Genomic DNA, 18,362 nt, shown 5'->3' with positions numbered 1-18,362 from the left:
CGGGGTGCCTTGTCCAGGGGGGAGAAGGAAGGAATGCCGCGACTTTGATGGTCCAAGGCTGCACCTCCGACGCCGGCAAGAGCACGCTGGTGGCGGCGCTGTGCCGTTGGCTGCAGCGGCGTGGCGTGGCGGTGGCGCCGTTCAAGCCGCAGAACATGGCGCTGAACTCGGCGGTGACCGCGGACGGCGGCGAGATCGGGCGCGCGCAGGCGGTGCAGGCGCAGGCCTGCGGGCTGGAGCCGCATACCGACTTCAATCCGGTGCTGCTCAAGCCCAACAGCGATACCGGCGCGCAGGTGATCGTGCACGGCCGCGCCATCGGCAACCTCGATGCGGTCGCCTACCACGCCTACAAGCGCACCGCGCGCGAGGCGGTGCTGGCCTCGCATGCGCGCCTGCGCGAGCGCTTCCGGGTGGTGATGGTGGAAGGCGCCGGCAGCCCGGCCGAGATCAACCTGCGCGAGGGCGACATCGCCAACATGGGGTTCGCCGAGGCGGTGGACTGCCCGGTGCTCCTGGTGGCCGACATCGACCGCGGCGGCGTGTTCGCGCACCTGGTCGGCACGCTGGCGCTGCTGTCGCCGAGCGAGCGCGCACGCGTGGCCGGCTTCGTCATCAACCGCTTCCGTGGCGATCTCGCCTTGCTGCAGCCCGGCCTGGACTGGCTGCAGCGCGAGACCGGCAAGCCGGTGCTCGGCGTGCTGCCGTACCTGCACGGCCTGCAGCTGGAAGCGGAAGATGCGCTGCCGCATGTCCGGCCCGACAAGCCGAGCGCGCAGCTGCGGGTCGCCGTGCCGGCGCTGCCGCGGATCAGCAACCACACCGATCTCGACGCGCTCGCCGCGCACCCCCAGGTGGCGCTGCATTTCGTCGGGCCGGGCGAATCCGTGCCTGCCTGCGACCTGATCGTCCTGCCCGGCAGCAAGTCGACCCGCGCCGACCTGGCTTGGTTGCGCGCGCAGGGCTGGGAGGCGGCCATCGCCCGGCACCTGCGCCATGGCGGCAAGCTGGCCGGCATCTGCGGCGGTTTCCAGATGCTGGGCCGGCGCGTGCACGACCCGCACGGCATCGAGGGCGAGGCGGGCAGCAGCGAGGGGCTCGGCTGGATGGACCTGGAGACCACATTGGAACCGGAGAAACAGCTGCGGCGCAGGGCCGGCACGCTGCACCTGGGCGGAGCCGCGGCGCCCGTGCACGGCTACGAGATCCACTGCGGGGCCAGCGACGGCCCGGCATTGCGGCGGCCGTTGCTGCACTTCGCGGAAGGCGGCGCCGACGGCGCGGTCTCCGACGAGGGGCATGTGATCGGTTGCTACCTGCACGGCCTGTTCGACGCGCCGCAGGCCTTGGCCGCGTTGCTGGAATGGGCCGGGCTGCGCGAGGCGCAACCGCTGGACATCGCCGCGTTGCGCGAGGCCACGCTGGACCGGCTGGCCGACGCGGTCGAACGGCACCTGGACACGCGCGCGCTGGCGCGCCTCACCGGCACGGAGGACCTGGCATGCGCGAACTGATCCTGGGCGGCGCGCGTTCCGGCAAGAGTGCGCTGGCCGAACGCATCGCCGCCGGCAGTGGCGAGGACGTGGTCTACGTCGCCACCGCGCAGGCGCTCGACGACGAAATGGCCGCGCGCATCGCGCACCATCGCGCACAGCGCCCCGCGCACTGGCGCTGCATCGAGGAACCCCTGGCATTGGCCGACGTCTTGCGTGCGCATGCCGCCGGCGGCCGCTGCCTGCTGGTGGATTGCCTGACGCTGTGGCTGAGCAACCTGCTCGCGGGCGAAGACCGCGGGCGCCTCGCGCGCGAGCGCCAGGCCTTGCTCGACACGCTGCCGCGTCTGCCCGGCCGGATCGTGCTGGTGAGCAACGAGGTCGGCCAGGGCATCGTGCCGCTGGGCGAACTGGCGCGCCGTTTCGTCGACGAGGCCGGTCGCCTGCACCAGGCGCTGGCCGCGCGCTGCGAGCGCGTGGTGTTCGTCGTTGCCGGCCTTCCCATGGTGTTGAAAGGAGACCCGCTGTGAACCTGGACTGGATCCATGCCCCGTGCGCGGTGCCGGACGCGCAAGCCCGCGAGGCCGCCGCCGCGCGCCAGCGCCAGCTGACCAAGCCGCCCGGCTCGCTGGGCATGCTGGAGCGGCTGGCGCTGGACCTGGCCGCCTGGCAAGGGCGCGAACGGCCGCGCCTGGACAAGGTGTGGATCGCGGTCTACGCCGGCGACCACGGCATCGCCGCCGAAGGCGTGTCGGCCTTCCCGCAGGTGGTGACCGGCGAGATGGTGCGCAACTTCGCCACCGGCGGCGCGGCGATCGCGGTGCTGGCGCGCACGCTGGGGGCGACGCTGGAAGTGGTCGACCTGGGCACGGTCAACGACCCGGGCGAGGTGCCCGGCGTGCGCCGCGCGATCATTGCGCCGTCCACCGCCAATGCCTGCGAGGCCCCGGCGATGACCGAGGCGCAACTCGCCGCCGCGCTCGCGGCCGGCGCCGAGAGCGTGGCGCAGGCGCGTGCCGAGCAGGCCGGGCTGTTCGTCGCCGGCGAAATGGGTATCGCCAACACCGCTTCGGCCGCCGCGCTCGCCTGCGCGTTGCTGGCGCGGGAGCCGGAGGCCATGACCGGCGCGGGCACCGGCCTGGACGCCATCGGCATCGCGCACAAGGTCGCGGCGGTGGCGCGCGCGCTCGCCCGCCATGCCGGCGCCGATACGCCGCTGGAAAAGTTGCGCTGCCTGGGCGGCTTCGAGATCGCGGCGATGAGCGGCGCCTATCTCGCCGCGGCGCAGGCCGGCCTGCCGGCGCTGGTGGACGGCTTCATCGCCAGCACCGCGGCGCTGGCCGCGGTGCGGATCAACCACGGCGTGCGCGACTGGCTGCTGTTCGCGCACCGCTCGCCCGAACGCGGCCACGCCGCGGTGCTCGAAGCGCTGCAGGCCCGGCCGCTGCTGGACCTCGGCATGCGCCTGGGCGAGGCCAGCGGTGCGGCGGTCGCGGTACCGCTGTTGCGCCTGGCCTGCGCCCTGCATGACGGGATGGCGACGTTCGACGAGGCGGGCGTGTCGGAAGCCGGGTCCCGGCAGCCCGGGGCCGGGCAGGCGAAGGCATGAAGGCGGTGAAACTTCCGCTCCCGGCTTCGATCGAGCTGCTCCGCCACGGCGACACCGGCCAGCGCAGCTATCGCGGCCAGCTCGACGATCCGCTCAGCGAACTCGGCTGGCGCCAGCTGCGCGAAGCCACGGCGAACGGGGAGTGGGACGCGGTGGTGTCCTCGACCCTGCAGCGCTGCGCGCGCTTCGCCGAAGAGTTGGCCGCCGCGCGCGGGCTGCCGCTGCGGCTGGACGCGCGCCTGCAGGAGTACCACTTCGGCGACTGGCAGGGCGTGCCGATCGCCGACATCGACCGCGACCACGGCGAGGCGCTGGGACGCTACTGGGCCGATCCGGCGAACCATCCGCCGCCGAACGCCGAGCCCTTCGCCGCATTCCGCCAGCGCCTGTCCGACGCGCTCGACGCCATCGTCGCCGAGCATCCGGGCCGGCGCGTGCTGGTGGTGACCCATGGCGGGGCGATCAAGCTGATCCGCAGCCTCGTAGAAGGCCGCGCGTTCGGCGGCATGGTCGAACTGCACGTGCCGCACGCCTCGCTGCATCCGGTCGCGTGGCCGCCGGCATGATCGACGGCCTGCTCGCCGCGCTCGGCCTGCTGACCCGCATCCCGGTCCCGGCGCGGGTCTGGCAGGCGCCGGGCGTGCAGGCGCGTTCGCTGCCGTGGTATCCGCTGGTGGGGATGCTGCTCGGCGCCTTGCTGGCGGCGCTGGCGTGGTGCTTGCGCGATGCCTCGCCGTTGCTGATGGCGGCGATGCTGGTCGCGGCGTGGGCGTGGTTGACCGGCGGCCTGCACCTGGACGGCCTGGCCGACAGCGCCGACGCCTGGGTCGGCGGCCTGGGCGACCGCGAGCGCACGCTGGCGATCATGAAGGACCCGCGCAGCGGCCCGGCCGGCGTCGTCGCGCTGGTGCTGGTGCTGCTGCTGAAGACCGCCGCGCTCGCCAGCCTCGCCGCGTCGGCGTGGTGCGGGTTGTGGCTGGCGCCGCTGCTCGCGCGCGCGGCGCTGGTCGCGGCATTCCTGGCGTTGCCCTACGTGCGCGCCGGCGGCATGGGCGCGGGGCTGGCGGGTGCGGCGCGGCTGTCGTGCGCGGTCGCAGTGCTGGCGACGTTGCTTGCGGCGTTGCTGGCCGCGCGCGTGCAGGGCGCGCTGGCCGTGCTGGCGGCCGGCGTGGTGTTCGCCTTGTGGTGGCGCGCCTGCCGCAAGCGCCTGGGCGGCATGACCGGCGATACCTGCGGCGCGCTGGTCGAACTGGTCGAGGTCGCAGTGCTGGTCGCGTTGGCGTTGTAGGGTTCTCGATCGGGAAGGCCGGCAGCGTTTCCGATCATGGACGTGCCCCTGTGGGAGCGGCTTCAGTCGCGGCGGGACTTACCGGGAAAGCCTGTCGCGACTGAAGCCGCTCCCATAGGGGCGCCGGCATGGAATGGACAGGAACATCAACGACGGGAGTGCCGCTCAACCGAAGAACCGGCTCGGCGGCAATCCGAACTGGCGCCGGAACATCGCGCTGAACGCGCTGGGGCTGTCGTAGCCGAGCGCGATCGCCACGTCGATGATCTTCTCGCCCGCGGCGAGCCGCTCCAGTCCCCGCAGCAGCCGTACCTGCTGCCGCCACTGGCCGAAGGTCATGCCGAGTTCGCGCTGGAACAGGCGCTGCACGGTCTTGCCGTCCAGGTGCAGCCGCGCCGCCCAGTCGTCCAGCGTCGAGGCGTCGGCCGGATCGGCCTGCAACGCGTCGCAGATGCGGCGCAGGCGGGCGTCGTCGGGCTCGGGCAGGTGCAGCGGCAGTTCCGGCAAGGCGTGCAGTTCGTCGAGGATCAGGCGCATCAGGCGACCGTCGCGCGACTGCGCCGGATGGTCCCAGGGGATCGCCGCGGCGTGCCGGATCAGCTCGGCGAGCAACGGCCCGACCTCGACCACCGAGGGTTGCGCCGGCATCCCCGCGATCGCGCCGGTGCGTATGTACAGGCTGCGCATGCGCACCATGCCGATGCAGCGCACCGCGTGCACGGTGCCGCCGGGTATCCACAATGCGCGCGTGCTCGGCACCACCCAGCGGCCGTTGCCGGCCATCACCACCATCAGCCCTTGCATCGCATAGATCAACTGGTGGCGCTGGTGATGGTGCGCGGCGATGAACGCGTCGGCCGGGTAGTCGGTCGCCCGGCAGACCACGTCGGCAGGGGCGCCGTCGGCGTCCTCGGGACGGGTCCGGCGGGCGGGTGGAATGTCCTTTTTGCGACGATGGATGACCATATCTCGCGAGAAGGTCGAGGGCGATCACCCTACCATGCGCCGCACCTTCCATCAGGTTCGCCAGGATCGCACCCCCATGTCCGTCTCGAGCGCTTCCCTTGCCGCCACACGCCGCCCGGTCGCGGTGGGCGTGCTGGCCGCGATCACCTCGTCCCACCTGATCAACGACATGATGCAGTCGCTGATCCTGGCGCTGTATCCGGTGCTCAAGGGCCAGTTCCAGCTCAGCTTCGCGCAGGTCGGCCTGATCACGCTGACCTACCAGCTCACCGCATCGCTGTTCCAGCCACTGATCGGCCTGCGCACCGACCGGCGGCCGGCGCCGTATTCGCTGCCGGTCGGCATGACCTCGACCCTGTTCGGCCTGTTGCTGCTGGCGTACGCGCCCAGCTTCGCCGCCGTGCTGCTGGCGGCGGCGATGGTCGGCATCGGCTCGGCGGTGTTCCATCCGGAGTCGTCGCGGATCGCGCGGCTGGCTTCCGGCGGCCGCCACGGGCTGGCGCAGTCGGTGTTCCAGGTCGGCGGCAACGCCGGCACCGCGCTCGGCCCGCTGATCGCGGCGGCGGTGATCGTGCCCAACGGGCGCCACAGCGTGGCCTGGTTCGGCGCCGCGGCGCTGCTGGGCATCGCGCTGCTGTCCTACGTCGGCCGCTGGTATGCGCTGCACCTGAGCCTGCGCGCGGCCACGCCGCGGCCGGCCGCCACCGCCGAGGCGGCGCCCTCGCGAGGGGTGGCCTGGATCGTCGCGATCCTGCTGGTGCTGATCTTTTCCAAGTACTTCTACATCGCCGGCATCAGCAGCTACTACACCTTCTACCTGATCCAGCGTTTCGGCATCTCGGTGCAGGAGGCGCAGCTGCACCTGTTCGCGTTCCTGCTGGCCTCGGCGCTGGGCACGCTGATCGGCGGCCCGGTCGGCGACCGGATCGGGCGCAAGCCGGTGATCTGGGTATCGATCCTGGGCGTGGCGCCGTTCGCGCTGGCGCTGCCCTACGTCGGCCTGCATGCCACCACGTTGCTGGCGGTGTTGATCGGCTTCGTGCTGTCCTCGGCGTTCTCGGCGATCCTGGTCTATGCGCAGGAGCTGATGCCGGGCCGGATCGGCATGGTCTCCGGCCTGTTCTTCGGCTTCGCTTTCGGCATGGGCGGGCTGGGCGCGGCGGTGCTGGGCCTGTTCGCCGACCGGTTCGGCATCGTCGCGGTCTACAAGGCGATGGCCTACCTGCCGCTGCTCGGCATCGCCGCGGCCTTGCTGCCCGGACGGCGCACCCGCGGCTGAAGGGATCAAGCAAGATCGGGAACGCGCACCGGCCTGCGCGGTGACACACTGCGTCCCTGCCACGGAGGAGAGGGGACATGCGCAGCCGTACCGGCCATGCCTATCGGCGCGCGATCGAACGGGCGGTCGCGCACCTGCAGCGCCTCGTGCAAGCCAACGCACCGTTGCCGGACCTGGACGCGCTGGCGGCGGTCGCGCACCTGTCGCCGTTCCACTTCCATCGCATCTACCGCGCCCTGACCGGCGAGACCGTCGGCAACACCGTGGCGCGGCTGCGGATGCTGCGCGCCCTGCGACTGCTGGCGGAAGGCGACGCGCCGGTCGCGCGGATCGCCCTGGACGTGGGTTACGGCACGCCCCAGGCGCTGGCCCGCGCCTTGCGCGCGGCGGTCGGCGCGTCGCCGAGCGAACTGCGTTCGACGCCGGGGCTGCTGCAGGCCAAGCAGCGCGTGCTGGCCGACCCGCCGGTGCCGGACAGGCCCGATGCGACGCCGTTGCAGGTGAGGGTGGACGTCCTGGCGCCGTTCGAGGTGGTGACGCTGCGCAAGCGCGGTGCCTTCGACGACCTGGATCGCGGTTTCGCGCGCCTGTTCGGCTGGGCGGTGCGGGAGGGCATCGCCGATCGCCTGCAATGCCTGGCCGGCATTCCGCACGGGGACCATCGCGATGTGCCGGCACGCGCGCTGGAGTTCGATTGCGCGATGGGCTTCGATGCGCCGGTGGCCCCGCCGTCTCCGTTCGCGACGCGCACGCTCGGCGGCGGCCGTTACGCGCTGCTGCGCCACGTCGGCCCCTACGACCGGCTGGAGGACGCGCTGGACCGGCTGCTCGCCGAGTGGCTGCCCGGCAGCGGCCACGCGCTGCGCGACGCGCCGGTCCACTACCTGTTCCTGGACGATCCGGAGGAGGTGCCGGCGGCGATCCTGCGGGCGGATGTCTGCGTGCCGCTGCGCTGATGGCATCGCGCAGCGGCAATACCGAGCCGGATCCACTTCCGCCGGGCATCGCGTCCAGGCCTCCTGGGCCTGGGCCGCATGGGGGTACGTCCTAGCCCCGCAAGGCCCGGTACGGCGGCGTGGACATCACCATCTCCGCCAGCGAGTAGGCCAGCTCGCGCTCGGCCAGCACCGCGCCGTCGGCGCCGTGTTCCAGCAGGTGCTTCACCTCGGCATCGCTGTGCGCGCGCGCCAGCAGCGTCAGCGCGGGGTTCATCGCGCGCAGCTTGGCCAGGGCTTCGCCGGCCTCCAGCGGCTGCGGGATGGCGAGGATCGCGATCTTGGCGCGTTCCGGGTGCGCCTCGGCCAGCACCAGGTCGGCCGCCGCGCTGCCGCGGATGCCGGGAATGCCTTCGTTGTGCGCGCGCTCGACATGGTCGCGGTTGTCGTCGATCACCAGCACCGGCACGCCGCGGTCGCGCAGCAGGTGCGCCAGCGCGCTGCCGACGCGGCCGTAGCCGATCACGATCGCGTGGTCGTGCAGGTCCAGCGACGGGCCGGGCGGGATGTCCGGTTCGGCCACCACGGGCGCCTGCTGCGCATGCCTGGCCTGCCAGCGGTCCAGCCAGTTGAACAGGAACGGGTTGGCGATGATCGACAGCAGCGCGCCGGCCAGGATCAGGTCGCGGCCGGTCTCGGGCAGGATCGCCAGGCCCACGCCCAGGCCGGCGAGGATGAAGGAGAACTCGCCGATCTGCGCCAGGCTCACCGAGATCGTCAGCGCGGTACCGGCCGGGTGCCCGAACGCGCGCACGATGAAGAACGCGGCCACCGACTTGCCGACGGTGATGGTCAGGAACGTCGCCAGCACCTGCCACGGGTGCTCGATCAGGATGTGCGGGTTGAACAGCATGCCGACCGAGACGAAGAACAGCACCGCGAACGCGTCGCGCAGCGGCAGCGAGTCGTTGGCGGCCTTGTGGCTCAGTTCGGATTCGTTGAGCAGCATGCCGGCGAAGAACGCGCCGAGCGCGAACGACACGCCGAACAGCGTGGCCGAGCCGAACGCCACGCCCAGCGCGATCGCCAGCACCGACAGCGTGAACAGCTCGCGCGAACCGGTCGCGGCGATCTTCTCCAGGATCCAGGGGATCGCGCGGCGGCCGACGATCAGCATCACCGCGACGAACGCGGCCATCTTCAGCAAGGTCCAGCCCATCGCCGCCAGGATCGCGCCGGCGCCGCCGTCCTTGCCGCTGTCCAGTGCGCTGGCCAGGGCCGGCAGCAGCACCAGCGTCAGCACCATCGCCAGGTCCTCGACGATCAGCCAGCCGATCGCGATCCTGCCGCGCTGGGTTTCCAGCAGGCGGCGTTCCTCGAGCGCGCGCAGCAGCACCACGGTGCTGGCCACCGACAGCGCCAGGCCGAACACCAGCCCGTGCAGCGCCGGCCAGCCCATGCTCCAGGCGAGGATCCAGCCGAGCGCGGTGGCGACCGCGATCTGCGCGACCGCGCCGGGGATCGCGATCCACTTCACTTCCAGCAGGTCTTCCAGCGAGAAGTGCAGGCCGACGCCGAACATCAGCAGCATCACGCCCAGCTCCGAGAGCTGGTTGGCCAGGTCCTGGTCGGCGACGAAGCCGGGCGTGAACGGTCCCACCACCATGCCGGCGATCAGGTAACCCACCAGCGGCGACAACCGCAGTTTGTTGGCCAGCGCGCCCAATACGAAGGCGACCGCGAGGCCGACGGCGATGATGTCGATGAGGCTGGTGTCGTGATGCATCTAGCGCGTGTCTTCCATTCCAGGGAGTGAGGTGTCCAGGCGGCCGTCCGCGGCCCGGCGCGCGCCGGGGACCGACGCCCGGGCCCATGCGCGGCGCAAGGCGTCGGCATGGCGAAGACCAGGGGGGGAGCCCTCATGGCAGGAGCATCATCGTCCAGCCATGGGAGCAGCCACGGCCTTGCGTTTACCCGATCCGGGCGGCACCAGAACGGCGGCCCCGTCTGGACGGACGACACGCCCCGGAACACGGGGGCAGGAGTCCCGAGTGTCGCCGATCTATGCGTCCCAGGGCAAACCGCGCGGGGAAACGGCGCTGTCCGCTTCCACGCGATTTCCGCCGCGGCTGGCCCGCCGTGTCCTCCGCCGTGGCGGGAAGGACTTCGGTCCCGGCGCTGGGCCGGGACCGCCCGTCGGGGCTGAAGTCGCTGCCGCAACATCGCTGCCGATGAGGACGAATCGGAGCAGGAGCCCCGACGCCGAGTCGGGGCCCGGGGCGGCCGGCGCGGCGGTCACCACTTGTAGTTGACGTTGGCGTACGCGAACGCGCCGTTGAAGCCGAACGGCGAGGAGCCGCTGTACGGCAGGTAGGTGCGCGTGCCTTCGCCGACCCGCATGCGATCGGGGTACTCGTTGGTCACGTTGTCGCCACCGAGCGTGAAGCTCCACCTGTCGAGCGTGTAGGTCGCGGCCAGGTCCAGCGTCCACTTCGCCGAATAGGTCTGCTGCACCGGCGCGCTGGTCGGCGAGTTGTAGACGGTGAACTCGCCCCAGCGCGTGGCGGTCGCGGTGAACGACCAGCCGTCCAGGTTCCACACGCCGCTCAGGAACGCCTTGTTGCGGGGCGCGCCTTCGGTGATGCGGACCAGCTCGGCCTGGCCGATGCGGACCGCGGTCGGGTCGATCGCCGCCAGCCGCGCCGGGTTGTCGGCGACGCGGGTCACCTCGGTCTTGTTGTAGTTGTAGCCGAGCGTCAGGTCGAGCGCGCTGCCGTCCAGCTGCCAGTGGTAGCTGCCGACCGCGTCCACGCCGGTGGTCTTGGTGTCCACCGCATTGGTGAAGTAGCGGCCGCCGCCGATGCCGGCATAGCCGTTGGCCTGCAGGTAGTTGCGCACCGCGGTGGAAGTCAGGTTCTCCGACAGCACGATGCGGTCGTCGATGTCGATGCGGTAGGCGTCGATGGTCACGTACAGCCCGTCCACCGGCTGCAGCACCAGGCCGAGCCCGTAGTTCCGGGATTCCTCGGCCTTGAGCGGCTCGGCGCCGAGCGCGACCGCGGCCGGGTTGTCGGTGCGGAACGTGCCGATGTCGTACGGCACGCCGCCGATGAAGTTGGTGGCGATCGATTGGAAGTACTGCTGCTGCAGCGACGGCGCGCGGAAGCCCGTGGACGCGGTGGCGCGCAGCGCGATCTTGCCGGTGAAGGCGTAGCGCAGCGACAGCTTGCCGGTGGCGGTGTCGCCGAAGTCGCTGTAGTTCTCGTAGCGCCCGGCCAGGCCGGCCGAGAGCTTCTCGGTGAGATCGCCCTCCAGGTCCGCGTACAGCGAATAGCTGTTGCGGTCGTAGTGGCCGGCGTCGGTCGGCTTGAAACCGGCGAACACCTGCGCGCCCGGCAGCAGCGTGCCGGCGCTGGAGGGAATGCCGCCGTTGGCGTAGGACGCCACCTCGCCCGGCGATTCGTTGAACTTCTCGCCGCGCCACTCCGCGCCGAACGCCAGCGTCACCGGGTAGGCCAGGCCCCAGTCCAGCGACTTGCTGAAATCGGCGTTGAGCACGTTCTGGGTGACTTCCAGCGCGCCGGCGTAGAACTCGGTCGGGCTGTCCAGGCCGAGGCTGTTGTTGAGGCTGTGGCGGACGTCGAAGGTGAGGTGGTTCTGGCCGTAGTTGTAGCTGAGGTCGATGGCGAGCCCGCCGGCGGTGCTGGTCTTCAGCCCGCCGACCCAGCTCACGTCCTTGCTGACGTTGTAGATCTGCGGCAGGAAGCCGTCCGGGTAGATCTGCGGGCGGTTGCGCGGGTCGGTGGCCCAGCGGAAGTAGCCGTTGGACAGCGCCTCGCGGCGGCTGACCATGCCGAACGAGTAGAAGGTCAGGTAGTCGGTCGGGCTGTACTCGCCGTTGTAGGAGAACGCGCCCTGGTCGATCTCGGGATCGCCGTAGCGCTGTTCGACCACGCCGTTGTAGGGCTTGGCGCGATCGGTCTGGTCCTGGTGCCCGGCCTGCGCGGCGAAGTGGACCTTGCCGGTGCCGGCGAAGCTGAGGCCGGCATCGCCGGACAACTGGTACTGCTCGCCGTCGCCGGCGCTGTACTTGCCGTAGCGGCCGGCGATGCTGCCGCCTTCGCCGCTGCCCTTGAGCACCACGTTGATGACGCCGGCGATCGCATCGGAGCCGTACTGCGCGGACGCGCCGTCGCGCAGCACCTCGATGCGCTCGACCGCGGCGATCGGGATGGTGTTGATGTCGGCCGGCGAGGAGCCGCGGCCCTGGCTGCCGTTGAGGTTGATCAGCGCGGTGGTGTGGTAGCGCCTGCCGTTGACCAGCACCAGCACTTGGTCGGGCGCCAGGCCGCGCAGCTGCGCGGGGCGCACCGCATCGGTGCCGTCGGTGATCGCCGGACGCGGGAAGTTCAGCGAGGGCACCGCGCGCGACAGCGCGGTGGCCAGCTCGGTGGTGCCGGTGGCCTCGAGCGTCTGCGGCGAGATGATGTCGATCGGCGAGCTCGATTCGGCGACCGTGCGGTCGGCCACGCGGGTGCCGGTGACGATGATGGTGTCCAGGGTGCGGGCACCGCCGCCCTCGGACTGGGCCTGGGCGGAGGCGGAGAACGCGAGGGCGGCGGCGGAGACGGCGAGGGCGAGAGGGCAGCACTTCGACTTGCGCTTCATGCAGGAACTCCGGGAATGGTTGAGGAAGCGCCGCGGCATTCCCCCCCGGGTCGCACGTTTCGTGTCGACAGCTGCGGTGCTGTGGCAACCAGTAACCCGAACCGGCAAGTTTCGTCAAATTTTTGTTAAGTTGCGATTGCAACCGTCATGCGCGCGGCAATGCGACGGCATGGCAGGACGTTGCCGGACGCCGCGCCTGGATCAAGGATCGGGTTGCAGCCGTGCCATGAAGTCCCGGGTCAGCCGCGCGACTTCTTCGGTCTTTTCGTCGAGGGCGAAATGGCCGGCATCGAGGACGTGCAACTCCGCTCCCGGGACGTCGCGCTTGTAGCCCTCGGCGCCCGGCGTGACGAACGAGGGATCGTAGCGCCCCCACATCACCAGCAGCGGAGGCTGGCGTTCGCGCAGCCAGGCCTGCCAGCGCGGATAGGAGGCGACGTTGGTGCGGTAGTCGTAGAGCAGCGCCGCTTGGATCGTGCGTTGCCCGGGCCGCGAAAGGAATGCGAATTCGTCGGACCAGGTATCGGGGTCGTAGCGCTCGGGGTGCGGGCTGTTGCCCAGGTGGCGCAGCCTCGTGCCTTCGAAACCGACGAAGGCATCGACTTGTTCGGGATGCGCTTCCGGGGCGGCCCAGTACTTGGCGATGTTCGCCCACTTGGCGCCCAGCCCTTCCTCGTAGGCGTTGGCGTTCTGGACGATCAAGGCCTGCACGCGCTCGGGTGCCGCCAGGGCGATGCGGAACCCGACCGGTCCGCCGTAGTCCTGCATGAACAGCGTGTAGCGCCCGATCCCCAGCTTTTCGAGCAGGTGCGAGGTGGTTTCGGCCAGGTGATCGAAGGTGTACCGATAACGCTCCGGGGGAGGCGCTTCGCTCCGGCCGAAGCCCGGGTAATCGGGGGCGACGACGTGGTAGCGGTCGGCGAGCAATGGAATCAGGCTGCTCCACATGCGCGAAGAGGACGGATAACCGTGCAGCAGCACGATCGCCGGTGCGGTCTTCGGCCCGGCTTCGCGGTAGAACAACCGTACCCCGTCCACGTCGGTCGTACGGTACTCGGTGGTGGCACTCGTATAAGGAACGGCAGGGCCACCACTCGCCAGTGCAATGGCCATGGTCATTTCCTTCAGCATCTAGAGTTCACCCGTCAGGAACTGGGCCTTGCCCAGGCCGAAGCTCCAGTCGGCATCGGTGTTCTCGATGCAGGAGACCATGACGTCCCCGGCGGCGATCCCGCAACGCTCGCCAAGGTTTTCCACCAGGAGCGCGTAGAAGCGCTCCTTCATGCCGCGCGATCTCGGACGCGTCGTCATGTGGATGAGGACGCGGCGATCCGTCCGGTCGAAACCAAGACCGGTGTCTTCCATCACCAGATGGCCCGCCTCGTGCTCGTGGAGGATCTGGTAACGATCCCGGACCGGGACCTCGAACGCGGCGACCATGGCCTCGTGGATGGCCTGCAGCAGGACCGAGGTCTGCTGGGGCGTGCGTCCCTTGACCACGTGGATGTCGAGCAGGGGCATGGCGGTTTCCTCGGTGGGGATCGGGGGCGCGCTCAGGAACCGGCCGGCCACAGCTCCCGGGCGAGCTGCTGGACCAGCCGGGCGGCGGGCAGTTCGCGCGCCAAGGGCGCTCCCTGTCCTGCCCAATGGGCGGCGAACGCGTGGTCGCCCTGCGCCGCGGCGATGGCGTTGAGCCGCTTGGCCAGGTCGTAGGCGACCGGATAGGCCGGCGGTGGCGGGCTCCCCGCCGCTTCGCCGTATTCGATGAGGCGGTTGGCGATGCCCCGTGCCGGGCGGCCCGACAGGACGGCGGTCAGGCGCGTGGTCCCGGCGCGCGCGCTCCTGAGGTTTTCCCGGTAGCCGGCATTGGCCGCCGACTCCGGGCACAGCACGAAGGCGGTGCCCAGCTGCGCGGCGGCGGCACCCAGGTCGAGCGCGGCGCGGATGCCGCGGCCGTCCATGATTCCGCCGGCGGCGATCACGGGCAGCCTGGTCTTCGAGCGCAGCAGCCTCACGAGGACGGCCATGGGCAGCCTTTCGTCGGCCCGGTGCGGATCGAACAGGCCGCGATGCCCGCCCGCCTCGATGCCTTGCGCGACGATCCCCTCGACGCCTGCCGCCTCGATCGCCAGCGCCTCGTCCAGGTGGGTCGCGGTCGCCAGGGTGGCGATGCCGGCCTCGCGGAAGGCGTCGATCCACGCCCGCGGGGGCAGGCCGAAGTGGAAGCTGACCACGGCGGGGCGCGCTTCGAGCAGCATGCGGAAGACCGCTTCGCCCGAGAGGAAGCTCTCGTAGATTTCCTGCAGCTCGGCCGGCGGTCCGGCCTGGAACTCGGCGAACAGCGGGGCGAGGTGCTTCAGCCATGCGGCCTCGACCTGCGCATCGCGCCGCGCCGGCGCGTGGCAGAAGACGTTGACCTGGAACGGCCGGTCGGTCAGCGCGCGCGTGTCCTCGATCGCCTGGCGCGCCTGGGCCACGGTGCTCGCCCCGATCGCGATCGATCCCAGTGCGCCGGCATTGGAGACCGCGGCGGCGAGCGCAGGCGTCGACACGCCGGCCATCGGCGCCTGGATGAGGGGGAGGTTGATGCCGAGCCGGTCGAGCAGGTCCATGGGCGTGGGGATGGATGGCGGAGGGGCGGAGAACAGCGATCGATACTTGTTCCTGTATTGAGAATACACTTGCAGGAAAATTCTGCAATGGAGAATTGGTTTGGACCTCGCATCGTTGGGCGTGTTCCGCGCCGTGGCCCTGCAGCAGAGCATCACGCGGGCGGCCGAACTGCTCGGGCGCGTTCCCTCGAACGTCACCACCCGCATCCAGCAATTGGAGGCGGAGGTCGGCGTACCGCTTTTCCAGCGCGACCGGAAGCGCATGGAACTGACCCCGGAAGGCGTGGCCTTCCTGGACTACGCGGAGAAAATCCTGAACCTCGCCGACGAGGCCGTGCAGGTCGTCAACCCGGCCGGGCCGAGGGGCGTGCTTCGCGTGGGCTCGATGGAATCCGCCGTCGCCACGCGGCTGGCCTCGCCGCTGGCGCAGTTCAACGCGCGCTGGCCGGAGGTGGCGCTCGACCTCACGACGGGGCCGACGCGCCAGCTCGTCGACGCGCTGCTCGCGCGGCGGATCGATTGCGCCTTCGTCGCGGCGCCTTCCGAGGCATGGTGGGAGGCATCGGATGCGCTGGACAGGACGCCGGTGTTCCGGGAGGAACTGGTCCTGCTGTTGCCGCCGGGCCATCCGCGAGCGGCGCGCCCGGAACAGATCGGGCCGAGGGCCCTGGCGGCGTTCGCGCCGGGTTGCACCTATCGCATGCTGGCCGAGGACTGGATCGCCGGCTCCGCTTCCCGGCCCGTGGCGCTGCAAGTCCACGAAGTGAGGTCCTATCACGCCATGGTCGCGTGCACGGCCGCAGGCGCCTGTTTTTCCGTGCTGCCCAGGCGCGTGCTCGACCTGTTCCCGGATGCGGCCCGCTTCACCGTCGTTCCGCTGGTACGCGCCGACACCTGGCTGGTGTCCCGCCCGGGCTTCAAGACGCCTGCGTTCGAGGCGTTCCGGGACCTGGTGGTGGCGTCTTCCGACTTCGCCGGGGCGCGGCATGCCGCGACGAGCGCATAGCGCCGCGGCGGCCCGGGACCCGGCGATCGGCCGGGCCCGGAACGCCGGGTCGCCATTGGATCACCAGCGGTAGGCGATTCGCCCGTACACGTAGGCGCCGTTGAAGCCGAACGGCGAGTAGTTGCTGTACGGCATCATCCCGTAGGTGGAGTTCAGCGGGTTGACCACCTTGTCCGGGTAGGTGTCGAACAGGTTGTCCGCGCCCAGCGTCAGCGTCCACTGGCTGCTCGGCTTGTAGCTGACCGAGGCGTCCGCCAGCCACTTGGCCGCGTAGGTCTGGTCGCGCGCGGCGGTGGCCGAGTTGCGCACCGTGTAGCTGCCGTAGCGGGTGGCGGTCAGGCTCACGTCCCAGCGGTCGGACTTCCAGGTGCCGCCGAGGATGATCTTGTCCTTCGGGAAGCTGTCCTCGATGCGGCCGACCTCGTCGCGCGCCACCAGCGCCTGGGTGATGCCGAGCGTGCCCAGCACCGCCGGCGAATCGGCGACGCGGGTCACCTCGGTCTTGTTGTAGCTGTAGCTGGCGGTCAGGTCGAGCGAGCTGGCCGCGAACGGGATGGTGTAGGTGCCCACCACGTCCACGCCGCGGGTGCGGGTGTCCAGCGCGTTGGTGAAGTACGAGAACGCCGTGACCGGGGTGATGCCGAGGCCGCTCAGCAGGTTCTGGGCGGCGGCGGTCGTGGCCACGCTCGACGAGTAGATGATGCGGTCGTCGATCTCGATCTGGTACGCGTCCACGGTCACGTACAGCTGGTCCACCGGCTGCAGCACCAGGCCCAGGCTGTAGGAGGTGGACGTCTCCGGCTTGAGCGGGGTGGCGCCCAGCGCCTGCGCCGCGGCGCTGGTGGTCGGGAACGTGCCGCGGTCGTAGAACACGCCGTTGGTGGTGATGCTGGAGATCGCCTGGTAGCTCTGCTGCGCCAGCGACGGCGCGCGGAAGCCGGTGGAGGCGGTGGCGCGCAGCGCGACCTTGTCGGTGAACGCATAGCGCGCCGAGAGCTTGCCCGAGGTCTTGTCGCCGAAGTCCGAGTAGTCCTCGTAGCGGCCGGTCAGGCCGGCGGAGAACTTGTCGGTGAGGTCCGCTTCCAGCCCGGCGTAGACGGCGTAGTTGTGGCGGTCGGCGTGCACGGCGTTGGCCGGGGTGAAGCCCGGGAAGCCCTGCGCGCCGCTGCCGGTGTAGGAATTGGGCTCGCCCGGCGACTGGTTCCACTTCTCCTCGCGGTACTCGGCGCCGAACGACAGCGTCACCGGATACGCCAGGCCCCATTCCAGCGGCTGGGTGAAGTCGGCGTTGAAGATGTTCTGGGTGTACTCCAGCGCGCCGTCGTAGAAGCGGGTCGGGCTGCTGGCGCCGAGCGCGTAGTTGATGGTGTTGCGGGTGCCGTAGTCGATCTTGTTGTAGCCGTAGTTGTAGCTCACGTCCCAGGTGAAGCCGCCCTGGGTGGCGCCCTTCAGGCCGGCCACCAGCGAGCGGTCCTTCGAGTACTGGTTGATCTGCGGCACGTACCCGTCCGGGTAGAACTGCGCCAGCAGCGCGCTCTGGCCGCTGTGGTTGGCCGAGCGGTAGAACGCGGAGGAGGTGATGTCGCGGTTGCTGGCGATGGCGGTCGCGTAGGCCGACACCGCATCGCTGAACTGGAAGCTGCCGTTGGCCGAGACCGCCTTGGCATCGACCTCCGGGTCGCCGACCACGAAGGTCTTCTCGCCGACGCCCGGGTAGTTGCCGGTGTCGGCCAGCGAGGCCGGGCCCTGGAACGGGCCGGCGCGGTTGGTGGCGTCCTGCTGGGTGACCTGGCCGGCCAGGTGCAGCGTGCCGCGGCCATCGGCGAAGGTCACGCCGGTATCGCCGGAGAGCTGGTACTTGGCGCCGTCGCCGGCCGAGTACCGGCCGTAGTCGGCCACCAGGCTGCCGCCCTGGCCGGAGCCCTTGAGCACGATGTTGATCACGCCGGCGATGGCGTCGGAGCCGTACTGCGCCGAAGCGCCGTCGCGCAGCACTTCCACGCGCTCGATCGCCGCGATCGGGATGGCGTTGAGGTCCACCGCGGTGGAGCCGCGGCCGATGGTGCCGTTGATGTTCAACTGCGCCGAGGTGTGGCGGCGCTTGCCGTTGACCAGCACCAGCACCTGGTCGGGCGACAGGCCGCGCAGCTGCGCGGGACGCACGCCGCTGGTGCCGTCGGTCAGCGCCGGGCGCGGGAAGTTCAGCGAGGGCAGGGCGCGCGACAGCGCGGTGGCCAGCTCGGAGGTGCCGGTGGCGTTGAGCTGCTCGGGCGAGATGATGTCGATCGGCGACTGCGACTCGGCGACCGTGCGGTCGCTGACATGGGTGCCGGTCACGATGACCGTGTCGAGGGTGTTGGGCGTGGCCGGGGTCGAGGACTGCGCCAGGACAGGCGCGGCGAAGGGGAGGCCGAGCGCAACGGCGACGGCGGCGGCGAGCGTGCTGGTCTTGCGGTTCATCAGGGTACGGCTCCGGTGGGGACAGACACGTCGCAGTGGCCGGCCG

At 70.8% G+C, this 18,362-nt stretch carries 15 protein-coding genes; 8 read left to right on the top strand and 7 right to left on the bottom strand.

Annotated elements, in window-relative coordinates:
- Positions 1 to 47 precede the first annotated feature (47 nt).
- The 5 genes from FD678_RS20530 to FD678_RS03410 are packed head-to-tail and all read left to right on the top strand — an operon-like array spanning position 48 to position 4,390.
- Positions 48 to 1,514: a cobyric acid synthase gene (locus FD678_RS20530; RefSeq protein ID WP_256661864.1), complete on the top strand. Its 1,467-nt coding sequence runs from the start codon at positions 48 to 50 to the stop codon at positions 1,512 to 1,514.
- Positions 1,502 to 2,023: a bifunctional adenosylcobinamide kinase/adenosylcobinamide-phosphate guanylyltransferase gene (gene cobU, locus FD678_RS03425; RefSeq protein ID WP_140719271.1), complete on the top strand. Its 522-nt coding sequence runs from the start codon at positions 1,502 to 1,504 to the stop codon at positions 2,021 to 2,023. The genes FD678_RS20530 and cobU overlap by 13 nt, the downstream gene beginning before the upstream one ends.
- Positions 2,020 to 3,102, top strand: a complete 1,083-nt coding sequence (cobT, locus tag FD678_RS03420) for a nicotinate-nucleotide--dimethylbenzimidazole phosphoribosyltransferase (RefSeq protein WP_140719269.1) — start codon at positions 2,020 to 2,022, stop codon at positions 3,100 to 3,102. Before cobU ends, cobT begins: the two co-directional genes overlap by 4 nt.
- Before the next feature lie 5 nt (positions 3,103 to 3,107).
- Positions 3,108 to 3,668: a histidine phosphatase family protein gene (locus FD678_RS03415; RefSeq protein WP_218569469.1), complete on the top strand. Its 561-nt coding sequence runs from the start codon at positions 3,108 to 3,110 to the stop codon at positions 3,666 to 3,668.
- Positions 3,665 to 4,390, top strand: a complete 726-nt coding sequence (locus FD678_RS03410; protein ID WP_140719953.1) for an adenosylcobinamide-GDP ribazoletransferase — start codon at positions 3,665 to 3,667, stop codon at positions 4,388 to 4,390. Before FD678_RS03415 ends, FD678_RS03410 begins: the two co-directional genes overlap by 4 nt.
- Before the next feature lie 165 nt (positions 4,391 to 4,555).
- Here FD678_RS03410 and FD678_RS03405 read toward each other — a convergent pair whose 3' ends face one another.
- The gene (locus FD678_RS03405) at positions 4,556 to 5,356 is read right to left on the bottom strand and encodes an AraC family transcriptional regulator (RefSeq protein WP_140719265.1); all 801 of its coding nucleotides are present in this window, start codon (positions 5,354 to 5,356) and stop codon (positions 4,556 to 4,558) included.
- Between the two features lie 76 nt (positions 5,357 to 5,432).
- Between FD678_RS03405 and FD678_RS03400 the strand changes: the two genes are divergently transcribed.
- Both FD678_RS03400 and FD678_RS03395 read left to right on the top strand, forming a co-directional pair.
- Positions 5,433 to 6,635: an MFS transporter gene (locus FD678_RS03400; RefSeq protein WP_140719263.1), complete on the top strand. Its 1,203-nt coding sequence runs from the start codon at positions 5,433 to 5,435 to the stop codon at positions 6,633 to 6,635.
- 77 nt (positions 6,636 to 6,712) lie between these two features.
- The gene (locus FD678_RS03395; RefSeq protein WP_140719261.1) at positions 6,713 to 7,591 is read left to right on the top strand and encodes an AraC family transcriptional regulator; all 879 of its coding nucleotides are present in this window, start codon (positions 6,713 to 6,715) and stop codon (positions 7,589 to 7,591) included.
- Positions 7,592 to 7,682: 91 nt separating this feature from the next.
- On the opposite strand, the gene ybaL is transcribed toward FD678_RS03395, so the two are convergent.
- The 5 genes from ybaL to FD678_RS03370 form a co-directional block, all read right to left on the bottom strand.
- Positions 7,683 to 9,356: a YbaL family putative K(+) efflux transporter gene (gene ybaL / locus FD678_RS03390; protein ID WP_140719259.1), complete on the bottom strand. Its 1,674-nt coding sequence runs from the start codon at positions 9,354 to 9,356 to the stop codon at positions 7,683 to 7,685.
- A 509-nt stretch (positions 9,357 to 9,865) separates the two neighbouring features.
- Positions 9,866 to 12,238 carry a TonB-dependent receptor plug domain-containing protein gene (locus FD678_RS03385; RefSeq protein ID WP_140719257.1) on the bottom strand — a complete coding sequence of 791 codons (2,373 nt, stop codon included), beginning with the start codon at positions 12,236 to 12,238 and terminating at the stop codon, positions 9,866 to 9,868.
- A gap of 201 nt (positions 12,239 to 12,439) precedes the next feature.
- Positions 12,440 to 13,351: an alpha/beta fold hydrolase gene (locus tag FD678_RS03380; RefSeq protein WP_256661837.1), complete on the bottom strand. Its 912-nt coding sequence runs from the start codon at positions 13,349 to 13,351 to the stop codon at positions 12,440 to 12,442.
- 18 nt (positions 13,352 to 13,369) lie between these two features.
- Complete coding sequence (locus FD678_RS03375; RefSeq protein WP_140719253.1) at positions 13,370 to 13,759, bottom strand: tautomerase family protein; 390 nt, start codon at positions 13,757 to 13,759, stop codon at positions 13,370 to 13,372.
- A gap of 32 nt (positions 13,760 to 13,791) precedes the next feature.
- Complete coding sequence (locus FD678_RS03370) at positions 13,792 to 14,850, bottom strand: NAD(P)H-dependent flavin oxidoreductase (RefSeq protein ID WP_140719251.1); 1,059 nt, start codon at positions 14,848 to 14,850, stop codon at positions 13,792 to 13,794.
- Positions 14,851 to 14,950: 100 nt separating this feature from the next.
- Between FD678_RS03370 and FD678_RS03365 the strand changes: the two genes are divergently transcribed.
- Positions 14,951 to 15,856, top strand: coding sequence for a LysR substrate-binding domain-containing protein (locus FD678_RS03365; RefSeq protein ID WP_140719249.1), 906 nt, complete (start codon positions 14,951 to 14,953; stop codon positions 15,854 to 15,856).
- Positions 15,857 to 15,916: 60 nt separating this feature from the next.
- Here the strand turns inward: FD678_RS03365 and FD678_RS03360 are convergent, their stop codons facing one another.
- A complete protein-coding gene (locus FD678_RS03360; protein ID WP_140719247.1) occupies positions 15,917 to 18,316 on the bottom strand; it encodes a TonB-dependent receptor plug domain-containing protein in 2,400 nt (799 codons plus the stop codon).
- Positions 18,317 to 18,362 lie beyond the last annotated feature (46 nt).

This window comes from Pseudomonas sp. Hp2, assembly GCF_006386585.1.
GTDB lineage: Bacteria > Pseudomonadota > Gammaproteobacteria > Xanthomonadales > Xanthomonadaceae > Pseudomonas_S > Pseudomonas_S boreopolis.
The sequence above is the reverse complement of the archived record's forward strand: the minus strand, read 5'-3'. Positions and strand labels throughout refer to the sequence as shown.

What these genes read in the sequence shown, in the direction of transcription:
- FD678_RS20530 (WP_256661864.1), top strand. Translation starts at nt 48, where the DNA reads ATGGTCCAAGGCTGCACCTCCGACGCCGGCAAGAGCACGCTGGTGGCG.
- cobU (WP_140719271.1), top strand. Translation starts at nt 1,502, where the DNA reads ATGCGCGAACTGATCCTGGGCGGCGCGCGTTCCGGCAAGAGTGCGCTG.
- FD678_RS03410 (WP_140719953.1), top strand. Translation starts at nt 3,665, where the DNA reads ATGATCGACGGCCTGCTCGCCGCGCTCGGCCTGCTGACCCGCATCCCG.
- FD678_RS03405 (WP_140719265.1), bottom strand. Translation starts at nt 5,356, where the DNA reads ATGGTCATCCATCGTCGCAAAAAGGACATTCCACCCGCCCGCCGGACC.
- FD678_RS03400 (WP_140719263.1), top strand. Translation starts at nt 5,433, where the DNA reads ATGTCCGTCTCGAGCGCTTCCCTTGCCGCCACACGCCGCCCGGTCGCG.
- FD678_RS03395 (WP_140719261.1), top strand. Translation starts at nt 6,713, where the DNA reads ATGCGCAGCCGTACCGGCCATGCCTATCGGCGCGCGATCGAACGGGCG.
- ybaL (WP_140719259.1), bottom strand. Translation starts at nt 9,356, where the DNA reads ATGCATCACGACACCAGCCTCATCGACATCATCGCCGTCGGCCTCGCG.
- FD678_RS03385 (WP_140719257.1), bottom strand. Translation starts at nt 12,238, where the DNA reads ATGAAGCGCAAGTCGAAGTGCTGCCCTCTCGCCCTCGCCGTCTCCGCC.
- FD678_RS03380 (WP_256661837.1), bottom strand. Translation starts at nt 13,351, where the DNA reads ATGGCCATTGCACTGGCGAGTGGTGGCCCTGCCGTTCCTTATACGAGT.
- FD678_RS03375 (WP_140719253.1), bottom strand. Translation starts at nt 13,759, where the DNA reads ATGCCCCTGCTCGACATCCACGTGGTCAAGGGACGCACGCCCCAGCAG.
- FD678_RS03370 (WP_140719251.1), bottom strand. Translation starts at nt 14,850, where the DNA reads ATGGACCTGCTCGACCGGCTCGGCATCAACCTCCCCCTCATCCAGGCG.
- FD678_RS03360 (WP_140719247.1), bottom strand. Translation starts at nt 18,316, where the DNA reads ATGAACCGCAAGACCAGCACGCTCGCCGCCGCCGTCGCCGTTGCGCTC.